This window comes from Methylocystis sp. SB2, assembly GCF_049817085.1.
GTDB lineage: Bacteria > Pseudomonadota > Alphaproteobacteria > Rhizobiales > Beijerinckiaceae > Methylocystis > Methylocystis rosea.
The window spans coordinates 2,570,095-2,589,027 of record NZ_CP187401.1 but is presented as its reverse complement, the minus strand read 5'-3'; the positions used below and the strand labels follow the sequence as shown (position 1 = coordinate 2,589,027).

The 18,933-nt window shown below is 61.8% G+C and carries 16 protein-coding genes; 4 read left to right on the top strand and 12 right to left on the bottom strand.

All coding sequences use genetic code 11. The annotated features are described in order from the left end of the window. The 6 genes from ACPS74_RS12745 to ACPS74_RS12720 form a co-directional block, all read right to left on the bottom strand. On the bottom strand, positions 1-693 hold the full coding sequence (locus tag ACPS74_RS12745) for a nucleotidyltransferase family protein (RefSeq protein ID WP_029648953.1): 693 nt from the start codon (positions 691-693) through the stop codon (positions 1-3). Between the two features lie 34 nt (positions 694-727). Then, complete coding sequence (gene tsaE, locus ACPS74_RS12740; RefSeq protein WP_029648952.1) at positions 728-2,278, bottom strand: tRNA (adenosine(37)-N6)-threonylcarbamoyltransferase complex ATPase subunit type 1 TsaE; 1,551 nt, start codon at positions 2,276-2,278, stop codon at positions 728-730. Further along, positions 2,275-4,779: an ATP-binding protein gene (locus tag ACPS74_RS12735; RefSeq protein WP_029648950.1), complete on the bottom strand. Its 2,505-nt coding sequence runs from the start codon at positions 4,777-4,779 to the stop codon at positions 2,275-2,277. Before ACPS74_RS12735 ends, tsaE begins: the two co-directional genes overlap by 4 nt. A 560-nt stretch (positions 4,780-5,339) precedes the next feature. Next, positions 5,340-6,749 carry an adenosylhomocysteinase gene (gene ahcY / locus ACPS74_RS12730; protein WP_029648949.1) on the bottom strand — a complete coding sequence of 470 codons (1,410 nt, stop codon included), beginning with the start codon at positions 6,747-6,749 and terminating at the stop codon, positions 5,340-5,342. A gap of 255 nt (positions 6,750-7,004) precedes the next feature. Beyond that, positions 7,005-7,835, bottom strand: coding sequence for a transglutaminase-like domain-containing protein (locus ACPS74_RS12725; protein ID WP_029648948.1), 831 nt, complete (start codon positions 7,833-7,835; stop codon positions 7,005-7,007). Positions 7,836-7,886: 51 nt separating this feature from the next. After that, entirely contained in the window at positions 7,887-8,789 is a 903-nt protein-coding gene (locus ACPS74_RS12720; protein ID WP_029648947.1) for a transglutaminase family protein, read from the bottom strand. A 121-nt stretch (positions 8,790-8,910) separates the two neighbouring features. Between ACPS74_RS12720 and ACPS74_RS12715 the strand changes: the two genes are divergently transcribed. Next, entirely contained in the window at positions 8,911-9,708 is a 798-nt protein-coding gene (locus ACPS74_RS12715; RefSeq protein WP_029648946.1) for an N-formylglutamate amidohydrolase, read from the top strand. 237 nt (positions 9,709-9,945) lie between these two features. Continuing rightward, positions 9,946-10,128, top strand: coding sequence for a hypothetical protein (locus ACPS74_RS12710; protein WP_029648944.1), 183 nt, complete (start codon positions 9,946-9,948; stop codon positions 10,126-10,128). A 56-nt stretch (positions 10,129-10,184) separates the two neighbouring features. On the opposite strand, the gene ACPS74_RS12705 is transcribed toward ACPS74_RS12710, so the two are convergent. From ACPS74_RS12705 to ACPS74_RS12695, 3 genes are all read right to left on the bottom strand, one after another. Then, on the bottom strand, positions 10,185-11,201 hold the full coding sequence (locus tag ACPS74_RS12705; RefSeq protein WP_239755107.1) for a sensor histidine kinase: 1,017 nt from the start codon (positions 11,199-11,201) through the stop codon (positions 10,185-10,187). Between the two features lie 270 nt (positions 11,202-11,471). After that, on the bottom strand, positions 11,472-12,182 hold the full coding sequence (locus tag ACPS74_RS12700) for a L,D-transpeptidase (RefSeq protein ID WP_029648941.1): 711 nt from the start codon (positions 12,180-12,182) through the stop codon (positions 11,472-11,474). Between the two features lie 385 nt (positions 12,183-12,567). Further along, the gene (locus tag ACPS74_RS12695; protein ID WP_083481310.1) at positions 12,568-14,199 is read right to left on the bottom strand and encodes a restriction endonuclease; all 1,632 of its coding nucleotides are present in this window, start codon (positions 14,197-14,199) and stop codon (positions 12,568-12,570) included. 208 nt (positions 14,200-14,407) lie between these two features. Here ACPS74_RS12695 and ACPS74_RS12690 point away from each other — a divergent pair, with 208 nt between their 5' ends. Both ACPS74_RS12690 and ACPS74_RS12685 read left to right on the top strand, forming a co-directional pair. Then, the gene (locus tag ACPS74_RS12690) at positions 14,408-14,911 is read left to right on the top strand and encodes a TerB family tellurite resistance protein (protein WP_029648939.1); all 504 of its coding nucleotides are present in this window, start codon (positions 14,408-14,410) and stop codon (positions 14,909-14,911) included. Beyond that, positions 14,908-15,693, top strand: a complete 786-nt coding sequence (locus tag ACPS74_RS12685) for an SDR family NAD(P)-dependent oxidoreductase (RefSeq protein WP_029648938.1) — start codon at positions 14,908-14,910, stop codon at positions 15,691-15,693. The genes ACPS74_RS12690 and ACPS74_RS12685 overlap by 4 nt, the downstream gene beginning before the upstream one ends. A 439-nt stretch (positions 15,694-16,132) precedes the next feature. Here ACPS74_RS12685 and rpmF read toward each other — a convergent pair whose 3' ends face one another. The 3 genes from rpmF to mgtE form a co-directional block, all read right to left on the bottom strand. Further along, on the bottom strand, positions 16,133-16,321 hold the full coding sequence (rpmF, locus tag ACPS74_RS12680; RefSeq protein ID WP_014891260.1) for a 50S ribosomal protein L32: 189 nt from the start codon (positions 16,319-16,321) through the stop codon (positions 16,133-16,135). Positions 16,322-16,460: 139 nt separating this feature from the next. Beyond that, entirely contained in the window at positions 16,461-17,468 is a 1,008-nt protein-coding gene (locus ACPS74_RS12675) for a glycoside hydrolase family 25 protein (protein WP_029648937.1), read from the bottom strand. 51 nt (positions 17,469-17,519) lie between these two features. After that, positions 17,520-18,932: a magnesium transporter gene (gene mgtE / locus ACPS74_RS12670; protein ID WP_029648936.1), complete on the bottom strand. Its 1,413-nt coding sequence runs from the start codon at positions 18,930-18,932 to the stop codon at positions 17,520-17,522. Between the last annotated feature and the right edge of the window lies 1 nt (position 18,933).

Here is an 18,933-nt window from a genome sequence, read left to right as displayed (position 1 = left end):
TCAACTCCGGCGCACAGCGATCGCACGCTCGGCTTCTGCAATGGCCGCGACCGTGCCGACGTGAAGCCAGAGACCGCTGGAGACGACGCCATAGAGCCGCCCCTTGCGCGCCGCCTCGAAGAAGAAGGGCGCGAGCTTGAAGACATCATCCGCGACGCCGGCGAAGAGCTGCGGCTTCATGAGGCCCACGCCGGTATACACATAAGGTTTCTGGCCATCGCGGCGAATAATGCGCCCTTCAGCGTCCAGATCGAAATCGCCGCCCCAGTCGACTCCGACGCTTCCGGATGTCGGCGCGAGCAGCAGCGCCGCGTCCATCATCTCGGGGTCAAAGGCGTCCGCAAGCGCAAGGACATTGGAGCGCGCCGCGTCGATCCAGAACGCGTCGGTGTTGCAGACGAAAAACGGCTCGTTGCCGATCAGCGGAAGCGCTTTCTTGATCCCGCCGCCTTGATCCAGCAGCAGCGCGCGTTCGTCAGAAATGACGACTCGCGGTCGGACGCGGCTCGCGAGATGCGTTTCGATTTGATCGGCGAGATGATGGACGTTGACGATCGCCAGTTCGACGCCGGCGTTCTCGAATTCGTCGAGCGCGCGGTCGATCAGCGTGCGGCCGGCCACTGAAACGAGCGGCTTTGGCGTCTTCTCGGTGATCGGCCGCATGCGCGCGCCAAGCCCGGCGGCGAACACCATGGCGACGCTCGGCGCAGGCGCGAGCGCTCGCTTCTCAGGCGTCGCGAAACAAGCCGGGGATGTTGGCCTCATACCACGCCCTGATGTCGGCCAGCGCCGGATGGCGGAGGCTCTTTTTAAGATAGGATTCAACGCGCGGAAGATGCGCGAGATATTGCGGCTTGCCGTCGCGCTGATCCAGCCGCGCGAAGATCCCCAGGATCTTTGTCGCGCGCTGCGCCGCCAGGATCGCATAAGCCTTGGCGAAAGCGCCCATGTCGAATGCGGAGTCGGCGTCGCGGCGCAGTTTGGCGTAATGGGCGAGGAGCTTCAACTCCAAATCGTCGGGCACGTCGATGCGGGCGTCCTGCCCTAGCGAAGCAACGTCATAGGCGGGATGGCCGAGCACACAGTCCTGGAAATCGAGGATGCCGATCCGCGCCAGCCCATTCCGCTGCGCCAGCCACAAAAGATTGGGAGAGTGATAGTCCCTCAGAGTCCAAGTCGGCGTCCAAGTCGGCCCGGCACCCGCGACATCAACGAGCGCCTGGCGCCAAAGGTTGAGAAAGATGGCCTTGGCGCCGGACGAGACCGACGCCTTCTGGCGCGTGAGATACCAGTCGGCGAGCAATTCCACTTCGATCAGCAACGCGTCGATGTCATAGGGCGGGATGTGGTAATCGCCGTCGCCTTCGATCGTGATCGTATCCGGCAGGCGCTGCGCATGAAGATAGGCGAGCGCGCCCGCCGCTTCGAGATAGCGCTCGACGATCGGGCCGCTCCCGTCGACGACGCCCTCGCCGCCAAGATCCTCGATGATCAGCAAGCCGGCGTCGACATCTTTGGCGTAGACTTCGGGCGCCGAAAGGCCCACTCCGCGCAGCCCTTGAGACATGGCGACGAAAGGAACGACATTTTCGGCGAGGCGCGCGATCGCGCTATAGGATTTGCCGAAGCGGATCGGCGGTCCGTCCGGCCGCGCCGGCGAGATCATCAGGATCGCGCGCTGTCCATTTTCCTTTTCGAGCCGCTCATAGGCGCGCGTCGAGGCGTCGCCCTGCAGGAAATGGCGCTTGGCGCCGGCCCAGCCCGCCTTTCGCAGAAGTTCGCGCAGCGCCTTGAAGGACGCGAGGCGCGACACGAAGCCGCCATAGCCGGAAATGGTGAACCGACGCGCCTCGCGATTGTCGCCATCGACGAAACTCAGTCGCACTTCGAGACGATCGGGCGAGAGCGCTTCGCGCGCACGTTCGGCCCATTCGACGAGCACGATCGCGTCGTCGGTCGCCTCCTCCCAGCCTAATCCCTCAAGCTCGCCAGTGTTCTCCAGCCGATAGAAGTCGGCATGGACGACGCGATTGCCTGCGCCCTCGTAGACTTGCATCAGCGTGAAGGTCGGGCTTGGCGCCTCAAGCAGCGGGTCTTCGACCAAAGCGCGGATCATCGCGCGCGCGAACGTGGTCTTGCCGGCGCCGAGATCGCCTGAAAGCATGACGGCGTCGCCGTTGCGAACGAGCGCCGAAAGTTCTTGCGCGAGTTCGACCGTCTCGGCTTCGCTGGCGACGTCGAGGCGCCAGACCGATTTCGGCGCTGCCTCCTCGCTCATTCCGCGCCTCCAGCGCTCGCCGCCAGGAGAGGCGCCTCTTCCTGCGCGGCATGCGCCGGAAAGATACAGGTTACGGTCGTGCCTTCGCCAGGGGCCGAATCAATCAAGACCCTGCCGCCATGCAGCTCCATCAAGGCGCGCACGATGGAAAGGCCGAGCCCGACGCCGCGGTGGCGCGAACCGGCGGTGTGCGACTCAAAGCGATCGAAGATGCGTTCGAGGATTTCCGGCGAAATGCCGCGTCCGCGATCCGTGACTTTGAAGACGATTTCGGTCTCGCGCCGCAACACGGCAAGCGTCACCGTCTGCCCCGGACGCGAAAATCCGATGGCGTTCGAAAGAAGATTGAACAGGATCTGGCGCACGCGTTTGGCGTCGCCGCGGAACGTTCCGACATCGTCCATGGCGACGATCTGCACGTCGATTGAATTTTCGGCGAGTCGATCCTGCACGCCTTCGATCGCGGCGCGCATTGTGGCCTCGACGTCGACCTCGGATACTTCAAGCTCCAGCGCATCCTCGTCGATTGTCGCCAGATCGAGAATATCGTCGACGATGGCGAGCAGCGCCGCGGAGGATTTGTTGACATAGCCAAGATATTCGCGCTGGCGCGGATTGAGCGAGCCGGTCGAGTCCTCTCCGAGGAGATGCACGAAGCCGTTGATGTTGTTGAGCGGCGAGCGCAACTCGTAACTGACGTGATGGATGAAGTCGTTGCGCAGCTTTTCTGCGGCGAGCAGCGCCTTGTTGCGATCCGTCAAGGCGCGCTCGACATTCACGTCGGCGGAAACGTCGACGAAGGTGAGGAGCGCCGCGCCATCGAGCAGAGATTGCGCCGTACAGTCCAAGACGACGCCATCGCTGCGTTCGATGCGCCGGGTGAAGCCTTCGCGCAACTCATTGAGACCGGTGACGAAGCCTTGCAACGCCGCCCATGTCTCCTCTGTGGCGTGCAGCGCGCGACATCTCGCGGCGAGCGCGTCGAAGCGCGGGCGTTTCGTGAGTTCCTCGGGATCGAGCCGCCACAAACACGCGAAGGCGGGATTGCTGAACTTCAAACGCCCGTCGGAACCGAAAACCGCCACGCCCTCGTGCAGCGTCTCGAGCGTTTCGCTCTGCATGCGGGCAAGCGCGTTGAAGCGCGTCTGGAGATCGTAAGCCTTGGTGGTGTCGTCATAAAGATAGGTGACGCCGCCTTTGGGGTTCGGATGCGCGACGACGTCGATGATGCGGCCATCCGGCAGATGCCACGTGTGACGTATGGGCTCCGGCGAGCGATAGGCTTCGAACAGCCGCTCCTTCCAGGCCCTGTAATCCGACTCGACGGGCACGCGCTGCTCGGCGCGCAGACGGTCAAGAATCTGTCCGTCGGTCGGCCGTTGTTCGAGGAACCTGGGGTCAAGCTGCCACAGCTTGGCGTAAGCGTCGTTGCTGTAAATGAGGCGCCGCGCGCGATCGAAGCTCGCCACCGCGGTCGGCAGCTGATCGAGCGTGCGCACATGCGATTGCATCTGCTGCTCAAGATCGGCACGCACCGTCTCGACTTCATGACGATCGATGGCGAGGGCGGCGGCGGCGCCCGAGGCGGAGGCCTGCGTGACGTCGAGCCGATGACGCTCGCCCGCCACGACGGCGTTGACGCGCTCGCGCCAGACGCTGTTCTTGGCGCGCGCCGCCTCGGCGGCGATGCGGGCCGATTCGTCGAGCAACTCCAGTTTGCGGGCGAGGGCGTCCTCGGGATTCTTCGCTTCGACCGCCTGCGCATAGGCGTCGTTGACGAAGACGAGTTCGCCCGCGTCGTCGCGTATCCAAAATGGCGCGGGCAGCGCCTGGAGCATCGCGCGCAGACCGGAGAGTTCCGATTGCGCCGAGGCATAGCGCTCGCGAAGGCCGATCAGCTCCAACCGATCGCCGGAGACTTCACGGATGCGCAACACGACGCTGCCGCCCACCGCTCGCCCGTCGGCGTCAAAATGCCGACCGGCGACCCCGGCAAGCGCCAAGCGGAAGCTTTCGCCGCTCTTCCGCAGACGGTCCACGGCGCTTTCGAGCGCCTGAGCGTCCTTGGGCGCAAGCCAGGCGCCAAAGCTCAATATGCGGCGCGGCGCGGCGACAGCCCCGGTCATGATCAGCGACGAAGAATGGATGTCGGGCTCGGCGTCGGGCGTGGTCCAGGCGACGAAGATCTGCGGCTCGGAGGCGAGAAAGGTTTTCGCTCGGCCGAGCTGGGCGCGGGCGTCGTCGAGCTCGACGCTCAAGGCGGCTTCGCGGCGACGCCAGGCGGCGCGCTCGCGCACATGCGTCGCGACGATGGCCGCGGCGAAAATCGCCAGTCCGCCGCTAAAAGCAAAGCTAACGATTTGCGGATCGATCGCCAGATCCTCGAGGAAGCCTGACGCGCGCGCCGGCGTCGCCTCGAGCCATAGAAGCAAAGACCCGAGGGAAGCGCCGGCGAAGGGAGGAGCGCCAGAGTGGTTGATCGCACGCCGCCGTCGCGTCATTGCGAGAACGACTCTGCTGGCAAGCGATCGAATGGGCGCGTCATGAGAACCGGTCTCCACGATCAATTGCGGGTGCTCATCACAACAACGCCGTAAACGGTTCTTGCAAACGCGGACGCAGCCTGCCGAGCGCAGGCTGCGGATAGGCTCCGACGACAGGAAGACGGAGGGCTCCGTCGGTGGCCCGCCGCGCCGCACACGAATCAACCCCAATCTAAAGCGCAATTGCTCAAAACGGAATCTTTGAAAAGCGAATGTGCAGGGGCGTTCGGAAAGCTCGATCCCTCGCGTTAAGCGCGAAATACCTCCCCCTTGCGGGGAGGTCGGCGGACGCAGGCAAGTTTACGCAGCCTGCGTAAACTTGCCTGCGGACCGCCGGGTGGGGGTCTCGTCACGCCACTAGAGCAAATTTTTCCCCACCCGACCCCGCTTCGCGGGGCCACCCTCCCCGTAAAGAGGAGGGATGCGCAAACGCCCAACCTTCAGCCGACCGCTCTCAAAAGACGGCCTCGCTCCAGGCAAGGAGCGAGGCCGCAAATGTGCGAAAACCTGAACCGCGTTCAATACCGGTAATGTTCCGGCTTGAACGGGCCGTTCTTCGGCAGGTTTAGGTATTTGGCCTGCTCGTCGGTCATCTGCGTCAGCTTCACGCCGATCTTGTCGAGATGCAGCGAGGCGACCTTCTCGTCGAGGTGCTTGGGCAGCGTGTAGACGCCGACCGGATACTGGCCCTGCTTCGTCCACAGCTCGATCTGCGCCAGCGTCTGATTGGTGAAAGACGCCGACATCACGAAGGACGGGTGGCCGGTCGCGCAGCCGAGATTCACGAGGCGGCCTTCGGCGAGCAGCAGGATGCGCTTGCCGTCCGCGAACTCGATCTCGTCGACCTGCGGCTTCACATTGTGCCACTTCAGGTTCTTCAGGCCGGCGACCTGAATCTCCGAGTCGAAATGGCCGATGTTGCAGACGATGGCGCGGTCCTTCATGGCGCGCATATGGTCGACGGTGATGACGTCGACATTGCCCGTCGCCGTGCAGAAGATGTCGCCGCGCGGCGCGGCGTCTTCCATCGTCGTGACTTCATAGCCTTCCATCGCCGCCTGCAGGGCGCAGATCGGATCGATTTCGGTGACGAGCACGCGGCAGCCGGCGTTGCGCAGCGACGCCGCCGAGCCTTTGCCCACGTCGCCATAGCCGGCGATGACGGCGACCTTGCCGGCCATCATCACGTCGGTGGCGCGGCGCACGCCATCGACGAGCGACTCGCGGCAGCCATAGAGATTGTCGAATTTCGACTTGGTGACCGAGTCGTTGACGTTGATCGCCGGCCAGAGGAGCTTGCCCTCCTTGTGCATGACATAAAGGCGATGCACGCCCGTCGTCGTCTCTTCGGTGACGCCTTTGATCGCCTCGGCGTTGCGCTTGTAGAAGCCCGGATTGGCCTTCAGGCGCTTCTTGATCGAGGCGTAGAGAACCTCTTCTTCTTCATTCGAAGCCGTTTCGAGGAAGGCGACGTCGCCCTGCTCGGCGCGCAGCCCGAGATGAATGAGGAGCGTGGCGTCGCCGCCGTCGTCGAGGATCATGTTCGGGCAGCCGCCGTCGCCCCATTCGAAGATCTTGTGGGTGTAATCCCAATAGTCTTCGAGGCTCTCGCCCTTTTTGGCGAAGACCGGCGTGCCGGTCGCGGCGATGGCGGCGGCGGCGTGGTCCTGGGTCGAATAGATGTTGCAGGAGGCCCAGCGCACGTCGGCGCCGAGCGCCTTCAAAGTCTCGATCAGCACCGCCGTCTGGATGGTCATGTGCAGCGAGCCGGCGACGCGCGCGCCTTTCAGCGGCTGCGACGGGCCATATTCGCTGCGGGTCGCCATCAGGCCGGGCATTTCCGTCTCGGCGATGGCGATTTCCTTGCGGCCCCATTCCGCCAGCGAAAGGTCGGTGACGGCGAAATCGTTAAAGTGATGTGCGGTCATGCGAAATCCTTCTGTTTCTCGTGCGGCTCGTCGGCTGTCATTCCCGACGCTTCGCATCGCGAAGCGATGGGGTATCAGAGCAAAGCCGGCATCTCTCGGCTCTGGATTCCCGGTCAGGCCTGAGGCTGGCCAGGGACGACACGCCAAGCGAATGGCTCAACCGAATACGCGCCGCTGGATTACGCCAGCGGCTCGGACCGAGCCTATAGCAGGGGTGGGCGAGGAAGGCAATAAAGATATAAAGATGCGTTTATGTCAATTCCCGGACGCCGGCGCCGGCGCCGTGACCTCCTCGGCGATGACCCTGAAGCTCGCGAGCGTGCACGGGCCAAATGAGGTCACCATCGCGACGTCGGTCGCATCTCGTCCGCGCGCAATCAGGATGCGCCCGATTCGCGGGGTGTTGTGGCGAGCGTCGAACGTGTGCCAGCGGCCGCCGAGATAGACTTCGAACCAGGCGCTGAAATCCATCGCGGCGTCGTCCGGCGGCACGCCGATGTCGCCAAGATAGCCGGTGCAATAACGCGCTGGAATATTCATGCAGCGGCATAAGGCGACAGCGAGATGGGCGAAGTCGCGGCACACGCCGCGTCGATCCGCATTGGCGTCCCATGCCGTTCTTGTCGCGCTCGCATGCTCGTAATCAAACTCGATGCGATCATGGACATAGTCACAGATCGCCTGCACCAACGGCCAACCCTTCTGAACCTGACCGAAAAGCGACCACGCCAAATCCGACAGGCGATCGGTCTCGCAATAGCGGCTGCCGAGCAGATAAATCAGAACCTCCACCGGCAGGTCTTCGAGCGCGTGCTGCTCGGCCTGCGCGGCGATTGGGTCGGGCTCGCCATTGTCCTGCACAAGAAAGTCCGAGGACATTGTCAGCCGGCCCACAGGCGCGCGGATGACGTGGCAGAAATTGCCGAAACTGTCGTGATAGGTGTTGGCGGGGATGGGGGGATCGAGGCGCATGCGATCGGCGGTCAGCACATCGGCGATGCGTGATGGATGAACGCTCAGCGTCAGAATCATCGGCGTCGGCTGCGGGCAGTCATAGGTGATTTCGTAGCCGGCGCGAATTTTCATCGGGAAAGCCTCCTCTGCTCGAACAAGCGGAGCCGTCGCAACGGTCGGGCATTATCCTCCCGCGCACATGAGAGGGCCGCATTCGGCGTCCGCAGCAGCGGCGACTTTGACGGCGACCTTCATGGCGAGATGGTCGGACGCGGTCCCGATCCATGTTCCTTGCAGCGGAATCGCTTTCCTTGGCTCATCCACGACCGCGATGCGCACCAAGTTCCGATTCCCGAACATGCCGCTCGATGGATCGAAGTCAACCCAGCCAGGGCCGGCGATATAGGCCTGGACCCAGGCATGGGTGTTGCCCCCGATGTCGTCGCCGTCGTCATCATCGTCAAGATGCAGATATCCGGAGACGAATCGCGCGGCGATTCCAAGCGCGCGCAGCGCCGCGATCATCAGCGTCGCAAGGTCGCGACAACTTCCACTCGCGAGCTCCAAAGTCTGGATCGGGTCCTGCACGCCCTTCTCGTGTCGCGCCACATGCTTGAAGGTCCGGTTGATGGTCTGCGTCATATCGACGAGAAGCTTGTAGGTGTCGGCCGATCCGTCCTCACGCAGGAACGCGGCGGCCCAGCGATCGAGCCGGGGATGCTGCGACTGCGGCGTGAGGAAGCGCGCGAGATCGCGGCTTTCTTCCTCGCCGTAGGCGAACGGATGGCTCCGCGCAAAGTCCTCAATATCGGCTTCTTTGAAGTCGGTTGGCGCGTGGCGAAGACGCATGGTGCTTTCGACGCGAAGCTCGCAGGCCCGTTCCTCGAAACGAGCCGTCGCGACATGATTGCCGAAAATATCCCGCGTCCAGGAGATTTGGCTCGGCGCGGGCGTAATCTCGAGTTCGGACTCGAGCACGATTTGGTCGTCGTCGTCGCGCGGACGCAGCATCATCCGGTGCTCGCCGAATGCGACAGGCTGCGCATAATGGTAAGTCGTGACGTGTCGGACGGTGAGAATCGGCATTGCGGTCCCGCGTTGATCCAAGATGCGGATAATGCAAGTTCCGGTAGGACGCAATTTCCACGCCAGGAACAAGACTCGTTTATCGCTTTGCGCCGTCGCCGCTCCAACGAAGAGAACGCCCATGACTGGAACGCCATACAGACTGTTGGCGGCCGATGACCCCGCGCCGATCACGGTGCACAATGAAAACGGCCGCTCGCCGCTGCTGATCGTGGTCGATCACGCGGGCAACTCCCTCCCGCGCGCGCTCGGCCGGCTCGGCGTTCCGGAAAGCGAATTGGCGCGCCATATCGCCTGGGACATCGGCGTCGCCGCGGTTTCCCGCTTCGTCGCGGACGCGCTCGACGCCACTTTGGTGCAGCAGAACTATTCGCGCCTGGTCATCGACTGCAACCGCGCGCCGGGGTCAGAGACGTCAATCCCCGAAATCAGCGAGTTTACCCCGGTCCCTGGGAACGTCGGTTTGAGCGAAGGCCAGAAGGACGCGCGGCTGCGCGAGATTTTTCAGCCCTATCATCATCGGATCAAAGCCGAGCTTGATCGACGATGGCGGGAGGGCCGGCCGGCCGCGTTGATCGCGATGCATAGTTTTACGCCGGTCTACATGGGCGCGGCGCGGCCCTGGCATGCCGGCGTGCTGTACAATCGCGACGCGCGTTTCGCCGATCTGCTGATCGCTTCGCTCAGACGCGAAGACGGACTCATCGTGGGCGATAACGAGCCTTATAGCGTGACCGATGAGACGGATTACACCATTCCGGTGCATGGCGAGCGGCGCGGCCTGCTACACGTCGAGGTCGAGATCCGCCAGGACCTGATTGCCGGCGACAGCGAACAGCGCGCGTGGGGGGCGCTGCTCGCGCGTTTGCTGCCTCAGGCGTATCAAGAGCTGACGACGACGACGTCTCTGCGGCGCTAGAATTGGCGTTGTATAGAGGAGGGTAGTTGCCGCCGGATCCGAGGGGGCAGATCGCCTTCAGGTTTAGGGGCTTCCGATTATCCGCTTGGGGAATGCCCCAACCGGATGGCGAACGCATCCTGTTCCTAAAATCAAGCCTGCACTTCAGTCACGGCTAACATTTTATTTTTTCAATATTTTCCTTTTAGGAACAATCCTGGTGGGTAGGAGTTTACCTGCCTTCAAGGAGTATACATCATGCCCCACAATCCGCCGGTCAACAGGCGGAAGCTGGACACTTCCGCCCTGAAAGCGCAGTCCGATGCTCTTGAGAAGGTCGGCAAGCTTCTGCGAGCCAAGTTCGACAAAATCCTAACGGAGCCGCTGCCCGAGGGGATAGCTGATCTGCTCGTCGAGCTGCACGCCAGCAGACGAACCTGAATAAGCTTTGACGGCGCCAAACCGTTCTGGGAATGCTCACGGGTCGCCGAACTGAACTATGCGAGACGCGGACTGAAAGTCGTATGACTGATCGCCACGGTCAGTCCTTTCGGACTGCTTGTTGTTTCGATCTGCGCCTTGATCTGTTGTGTCAGCGCTTTCACGAGCGTGCTGCCTAGGCCCTCAGCGGGAGGCGCGACGCCATTCTCTTTTTGCTTGCCGACGCCGTTATCCGACACCGTGAGCCGCCAGTCGGCCCCGGAGGTCTCGTATCTGACGAGAATTTCCGCGTCGGGACGATTCTGAGGAAAAGCATATTTCACCGCGTTGATAACCGTCTCCGTCACGATCAAGCCGATACTTACCGCTTCCGTCGGAGGAATCATGGCGGAGTCGAACGCGTATTTGAGGGAAATCTTTTTCTCCTCGCCAATCACCGAGGCCGCAAGGCCATCGCATAGCGTCGTCAGATAGGGAACAACTTCGACCAGCTCCGATCGGCCCGCAGTATCAATATGCCTCTGCAACGTCGCGACCGACATCACGCGGGAATAGGCGTCCTCGAGATGGCGCCGCGCCTCTTCGGACGTCGTGATGCGCGTCTTCATCATGAGAATGTTCGCAATGATTTGCAAACTGTTGAAAATGCGGTGCTGCATTTCAAGCAGCAGCACTTCTTTCTCGCGAAGCAGCCTCCGGGTTTCGTTGTGAAGCGATTCTTTCTCTTTCTCAATTTTGCGCCGATCGGTCTCGTCTACGAAAGAGAGCAAAATAGCTTTGTGCGTGTTGCCAACAAAGAAGACTTCTCGCGCGTTCACAATCAGGGCGCGGCGCCCGACGCGCGGAAAGACGGCGTCGATTTCAAAGTCTTCCGCGGTGGCGTGCTCAGGCAAGACCTTATTTAATAGGGAGACCAGGCGCGGGATTTTGAAACAGCCGTGCAAGATTTCAAAAACGGAACGTCCGATGACGTCTTCGGGGCGCGCTTCAAAAACATGGAGAAAAGATCGGCTCGCTGCGGTTACGCCGAAATGGCAGTCAAGCACCAGCAAAGGGTCGCGCACAGTGTCCACGATCGCTTGCGCGAGCACTGCGCTATATTGGGGATCTAAGGGTTCGGTCGTAATTCGAAGCGCCCTTCTTCAATTCCGCCAGCCGATCGCGCGAGCGGCCACTCTGTCGAATAGCGAGTGAAACAGCAAGCGGGCGTGGTGAGGGGAGCGCTCTGTTTGGACGGCTGTGAAACGCTGTCCGCATTGAGTGGTCTCAGCAGCGGAGATTCTCCTCAGCTTGAGAGCGTTGCGGCCCTGTTCTTTGCGCCGCCGCGGTGGCGCGGGCGTTGGCTACGCCGGCAGCATCACCACCTTGGTCTTGACCGGGGTTCGGGCGTAAAGGTCGATCATGTCCTGGCTGAGGAGGCCGGTGCAGCCGCTCGTGATGCCCTGCCCGAGCGTATCGGGGTCGCTGGTGCTGTAGATCGTGTAGACCGTGTAGACGCCGTTTTTATAGAGATACAGCACGCGGGCGCCGAGCGGATTCTCCAGACCTCCCGGCATGCCGCCGGCATATTTGCGCGCCTCCGGCTGGCGGGCGATCATCTCCTTGGGCGGCGTCCAGGTGGGCCACTCGGCCTTGCGCCCGACATAGACTTCACCGCTCCACAGGAACCCGGGGCGGCTGACATTGGCGCCATAGCGCGTGGCCATTCCGTCGCCTTCGATGCGGTAAAGATGGAATTTGCCAGGATCGACGATGATCGTGCCGGGCGCTTCCTTGCTGTCGTAGCGCACTTTCTGGCGAAAATATCTCGGATCGACCCTGCTGATGTCGACCGCGGGGATCGCGAATTTGTCGTTGGGAACCGGCCCGTAAAGCTTCGCCGCTTCGGCGCGCATCATGTCGTCGGAAGACACGCAACCGGCGAGTCCCGCCGCGCCGAGACCGGCGGCGGAGCCGACCAGAAACGACCGGCGGTTGAGACGCCCCGACCGAAGCCCAAGCGGAGCTTCCTCGTTTCTTTCGCCGGCGTCGGCGATCCCATCGTCCATGATCATAATTTTGGAGTTCCCATGTCCCGTTGCCGACCAGAGAATGCTCCGGCCTAAACCCGCCGAACGTCTTTGCTGAGCCGAGACCTTGCCATCACTTGCTTTTCGGAATGTAAAGAATGTCGCCTTTGCCCGGCAATTTCGGTCATTTCGTGGCGCCGATCGCCAATGGCGACAGGCGGTCCTGTGAGCGCTCAGCAATACAGTTGCATTGTCACTGGGTTAGTCTGTTCAGGCTGATCGAGCGACGGCGCTCGCCCTTTTCGAGCAATCCGACTTGTGATCGAAGGCGGGCGGCATTGTGCTGTCGCCGGCGCTCCCGCGCCGTGAATCGACACAAGCCTGCGACGAGCCGCTCCATGTCGAAACTCCTCAACAATCAGTTCTGCTCTTAATGACCACGACGAGGGGGGGTGGGCCAGGCGCGCAATTCTTCGCACACTGCAGTCATTTCCATGACCCTGCCCACGTTGGCGTCGATCAGCTCTTCTTTGTAAATGCGAGTTCCATTTGGACTTCGATGGCTCAAGCTAGCGACCATCTTTAAATCGCGATTCCGACGATGCACGCCTTGCCAAGAGAGTTCGCGCTCTCTGCTTGTATCCAAGATGTCATATTGTGCGCGGCGCTCAATGGCGGCGCCCTTTTTTTGGCGGTGTCGCACCGTCCATTTGTCACCTGTGATCGAAATATCAATCGATGTCGTATCTCCGGCGGGCGCCGGCAAACAACGCAGGGCTAGAGCGGAATTAGATAGAGGATTGTCTGCCGCGCTTGTCTGAGTACGACTCACCTTGTGCCCGTCTTCAACGGCAGTCTCGACATTACCCCGAGGCGTTGCAGATGGCGCCGCCTTTGGATCTTGGCTAGACCTTGAAAGCGTTTGGGCGGTTACTTCGGAAGGCGACGACGGATCCTTTGCGGTCACGTCGGAGATCGATGACGTCCCGCGACTTGATGCGCTCGGCGTCGACGTTCCGGATGATGCTTGAGTTTTTTGCGCCGTATGTTTTGGGTCCTGGACGGACCGGGAACTCATCTTATTCTGAGGAGCGCGGGTAAGAAAGATTGAAATGATCATGACAGATACCAGCGCCGCCATCGTATAAAATAGAATAGTAAGGCTCTGCAGCGGACGAGTGGCTTCTAAGGCCGCTTCCCGAGGAACCTCCTCGGACGAGCTTTCCGGATGCACAAAAACCCGTTCAGAGGCTTTTTTGGGAAAGCTTAGTATTTTATCGATTTTTGCGAGGTCACGATGGTGTAGCAAAATAACATTGTTCGTTCGTGCGAGTTCCTGGGCAGAGGGAGTATAACTGTTATTGCTTACGACAATTCCATAAGCGGCCGCTTCATGAGCTCGGGCTGCAACGACCTCTTGTACTGCTTTGTTTCCGACGGGAGATCGGTAAAGTTTGCATTGAACCGCAAGCCGAATTCCCGATTTTTGAGCGATCACGTCGACGCCTTGATCGCGGCTGGCCGTCGTCACCCGCGCATCCCAACCACTGCGCTTAAGTTCTTCGGCACAGTAATGCTCGTATTCTATGGGCGTCATCTCATCTCGAAACGCCTGATGACGTGGTTCGAGCTCTGTTTTCGCAGCAACCGTGCTCTCAACATAATCAGTTAGCTCGGGCGCTCGCCCAGCCGCAACAAAGCGGTCGTAATCGCTGTTCAGAGCCGAGAACAGGTTCTTCGAAATAAAGTAGCCTATCTCCTTTAACCATTTTTCCGGCTTCAAATTGCCGTATGGATCGAGCTGCAATAATTGAGACCTCCTTCGCGCTAGCGCCTCAATGTTGCTTTCAACAACTTCTTCGAGCTTACTATCCACACGCCTTACGGCGCGCGAATACTTCACGTGCTCCGTAATCCAAACAGCGATAATCCCCAGTCCGGCTATCGCTAGAAGACCCGCTATGATTTTACTGAGGTCGCTCGGCCAACCCGCCCAAGCCAGAAGTCCTGCGAATGGTAGGAGAACCAAACCAGAGCCATCGTTTTTCTTTTTTTTCGCCATCGCCGATAAATTTGTTCGTAGGCGGACGTAACCGCAGCATCGCGAGATATCTTAATCGTCTCCGCGCAAAAATACATGGCGAAGCCTCAGCGTGACGTTTGGATCCTAGTTCTAGAAGGCGACGGCGTGTGCCGCTTCAAGCTACCTTTCCCGTCCCCGCTCTCGACGGATTTGCAACCCAGCTCCCGTCCCGCTAGCTTCGCCGCCCATGTTCTCAGCGCTCAAAAACTTCATCAATGAACTCACCGGCGAGGCCGAGCGTCCGAAGGCTTTTGAGGCCGCGGACTATCAGCTCGCCGCCGCCGCGCTTCTCGTCCATATCGCCTCGGTCGACGGGCAATTCGACGACAAGGAGAAGGCCCGCATCCGGCAGCTCGTCGAGGCGCGCTTCAACCTCCAGGGGGAAGAGGCGGCCGAATTGATCGACGCCGCGCAGGCGAGCGAGCGCGACGCCGTCGACCTCTATCGCTTTACCAGCGTTCTGAAGCGCCGGCTCGATGAGGACGGGCGCCGCCAGATCATCGGCATGCTTTGGGACATGGCGCATGCCGATGGCGCGGTGCATGAATTCGAGGAGAACGTCGTCTGGCGCGTCGCCGAATTGCTCGGCGTCTCGACCCGCGAACGCGTCGAGCTGCGCCGTGAGTTCCGCGACGCCGCCACGCCGGCGCTGAGCGGCCCCTGGTCGTTGGGCAAGGATGGCGGCCAGTGACGCGCCCCGTCGCAGTCATCACCGGCGCGTCCGACGGCATTGGCGCGGCGCTTGCCCGCATCTTCGCAGCCAACGGCCATGAACTTGCGCTCGTCGCCCGTCGCGGCGACCGGCTGGAAGCTCTGGCCGACGAAATCGCCGCCAATGGAGCCGTCCGGCCGCTCCCCATCGAACTCGATCTCACGACTGAGGGCGCAATAGATTTGCTCTCGGAACGTTTGGGCGCTGCGGGCCTCACGCCGCGCTTCCTGGTCAACAACGCCGGATTTGGCCTCATGGGGCGCGCCATCGAGCTCGACGCCGCCGAGCAGCTCGCGATCGTCGATCTCAACATGCGCGCGCTCACCGCGCTGACCTTGCGCTTTCTGCCGGCGATCGTCGCGGCGAAGGGCGGCGTGCTCAACGTCGCCTCGGTGGCGGCCTTCATGCCGGGACCGGGCTTTGCGGTCTATTACGCCACCAAGGCCTATGTGCGCTCCTTCAGCGAAGCGCTGTCGCAGGAATTGAAGCCGCTGGGGGTGAAGGTCGCGTGCCTGTGTCCCGGCCCGGTGCAGACCGGATTCCAGGCGCGCGCCGGGATGGATCTCTCCGGCTTCATGACGGCGATCAAGCCGGCGATGCTGCCGGCGGCGGAAGTCGCGCGCCAGGGCTATGAGGGCCTCATGGCCGGCAAGCGCGTCATCGTGCCGGGCCTCGTCAATCGGCTGTTCGTCTGGGGGTCGGCGGTGACGCCGCGGGCGCTCCTGCTGCCGCTGCTCGCGTCCGCTCAGCAGCGGCGCTGATTAACGCTGGCGAAATCTGTCAGACAAAGATAAAAGAAAATATTTATATGTATTACCTACCCAATCTTAATGATATCGACTGCCGACTTCAGCGGGTCTGAGGGAACGGTGAAATATCCCTGGAATGGCCGATCAAGCTCTACCCGTAGAAAGATCGCCCCCGAGACGCATAGGGACGCAGCGACAAGCCCGAGCGCCGCGTAACAGAAAATCCAAATATACCCGCAAGCAACGTTGCAAAAAAAGTGACTATAGCTATATCGACGCTATTCACGAGCATTTCCTCCGCAGGATCCTACCCGGCAAGGACGCCCTTGCAAACCTTCGCGTAGCCTGAGCGTTCCCCGCCCGCCTGGAATGAATAAGGCCCGCATGACTGTTCGAAAACAAAAAAAGCGAGCCTCACGGCCCGCTTTCACTTCCTCACCCGTTGGCGCGACTATTCCTCGACGGATTTCGGCTTCAGCACCTGACGGCCACGATACATGCCGGACTTGAGGTCGACGTGATGCGGCCGGCGGAGCTCCCCGGAATCCTTGTCTTCGATATAGGTCGGCGCTTTGAGGGCGTCGGCGGAGCGACGGAATCCCCGCTTCATGGGCGAGGTTTTTCTCTTCGGAACGGCCATTTATTCTCTCTCTAAATGGAAGGCCGCGGACGGGAGCGCCGCGCGGCGGAAACTGGCGTTGGGCCTATACGCGAAATCTCGCCCGATGGCTACCCCGGCGAGGGCTTTTACCAGGGCGATCAGGCGCTGCGGCTTTCTCCTATTGGACGGCGGCCGGCGGGACGGGGCCGCTCGCCGCCTTGTCATAGGCGTTCTTTTCGCCGCCCGACAGCATCGCCGGATCTTCCTCGATGAGCTGCTTGCCGCCGCGATCGTCGGCGGGCCGCGCGGCGACCGGCGCCGCCGCCAGGCCGGTCTCATGCGCGAGCCAGCTTCGCCAGTGATCGGCAGAGCCGTTGAAGGTGTTCTGATCCACCGCGCCGGTGATGCCCGGCACGCGCCCGTCCGAGCGATACTGCCAAAAAGTCCATTTGCGGTCGCCGTAACGCACCTGTGGGTGATATTTCGTCGAGCGGACCCAGATCGGATATTCGGACAGCGCGTCGGAGTGCAGGATCGCCTGATAGAAGTCGACCGAGGAATAGATGATCGGCTTCTTGCCGTAATGGCGCTCCATCTGCGTGAGCATGTCCTTCATGTCGCGCAGCACTTCCTCGCGATAGAGCGTGCGTTTGCAGGTTCCCGACGTCGGCGTCGCCTCGACATCGAGCACCGGCGGCAGCGCGTCAGGCTCATTCGGCACGACGCTGGCGAAATTGCCAATCTCTTCATGCGGCCGGCGACACCAGTAAACGAAGTGATAGGCGCCGCGCGGCACGCCGGCGGCCTTCGCCGCCGCCCAATTGTAGGCGAATTTCGAGTCGACCCGGTCGCCGCCCTCCGTGGCCTTGATGAAGGCGAAGGAGACGCCCGAGTCCTTGACCTGCTCCCAGTCGATATTGCCCTGATATTTCGACACGTCGATGCCGTGGACGGCGAATTCGGCGCTGCGCGTCGCCGGGAATTTATGGAGATCGTTCTCCGGCACGGCGTAGGCGAGAAAGCTTGGGTCGCGCTTGGGATTGATAAGCGGCGCGCTGGTCTGGAACCGCGGCCGGCGCGAAAAGCTCGGATCATAGGAGCTGCCGCAGCCGGCGAGGGTCGCCGCGGCCGATACGGCGCACACGAGGGCGGAGGAAAGCAGGGGAAAATATTTGAACGGGCGCATTTCTCCAAATTATCTCCGCAGGCGGTAACGGAGCGTAAACGCCCCAGCGCCTCAGCCCAAATGGAACCACATACTGGCGATTGTAAGGAACGCCCCGTAGCCGACCACGTCGGTGATGGTCGTCACGAAAGGCCCCGAAGCGACGGCAGGATCGAACTTGAGCTTGTCGAAAGCGAGCGGCACGACGATGCCCCCCAAGGCGCCCGCGACGAGATTCGTGAACATCGCCATGGCGATAACAGGCCCAAGCCCAACATTATTGAACCAGTTGGCGGCGACGATGCCGGTCACCAGGCCAAAGGCCGCGCCATTGACCGCGCCAATGGCGAGCTCCCGGAAAATAATCCGCATGGCGTTGGCGCGGGTCAGCTCGCGGGTAGCGAGCGCCCGAACGGCGACGGTCATGGTCTGGGTCGCGGAATTGCCGCCCTGGCCCGCGACGATCGGTCCCAGCACCGCCAGCGCCACCATTTGCTCCAGCTGCAACTGAAAATGCTTGAGCACGCTGGAGGTGATGAAGGCGGTCAACATATTGACCGAGAGCCAGGTGAAGCGGCTCCGCGCGATCCACCAGAAATTGTCGGTCAGCTCTTCTTCGGGGTTCACGCCGCCCAGCGCCAGGATTTCGTCCGAGGCCTGCTCCTGGATGACGTCGACGATGTCGTCGATGGTGAGAACGCCCACGAGCCGTTCGGATTCATCGACAACCGGCACGGAGACAAGATTGTAGCGCTCGAAGAGCCGCGCCGCCTCGGCGCCGTCCTCGGTCGCATTCACCCGCCGCCGATCCTCCTGCATGATTTCGTCAAGCCGCGCGCTCGGCTTGGCCCGCACCAGAGCGTCGAGGAAAACGGTCCCGAGCAAACGGTAGCCGGGATCGACGACGAAAACTTCGAAGAAGCTCTCCGGCAGATTCTCTTCACCGCATTCTCGAAAAAAATCGAGCACGCGCCCCGCCGTCCAGAAGGGGGGCGCCGCGACAAACGTCGTCTGCATCAGGCGCCCGGCGGAATCCTCCGGATAGTCCAGCGAGCGACGCAGGACGATCCGCTCTTGCGCCGGGAGCGCGTCGAGGACCTCCGCCTGTTCTTTCGGCTCCAGACCTTCGAGAATGGCGACGGCGTCGTCGCTTTCGAGGTCGCGCACGCCTTCGACGAGGGTCTCGACCGGGAGTTCGTCGAGGATTTCCTCGCGGGTCGCTTCGCCGACCTCCATCAGGGCCGTAAAGTCGAAGTCCGCGCCCATCAGTTCGACAAGTCGCGGTCGCGCTTCGTGGCTTAAGCGCTCAAGCAGGGCGCCAAGGTCCGCCTCATGGAGGTCGCCGACGAGTTCGTGAACGCGCTCCGAGTCGCCCAGCGCAATCGCGCCTTCGACATCGAGAACGAATTCCCGGCTGAGAGACGCCTCTCCGCCGTCGCGGAAGTCCTCGGCGGCGGTCGCCGTATCTTCATGATCGAGCGGCATT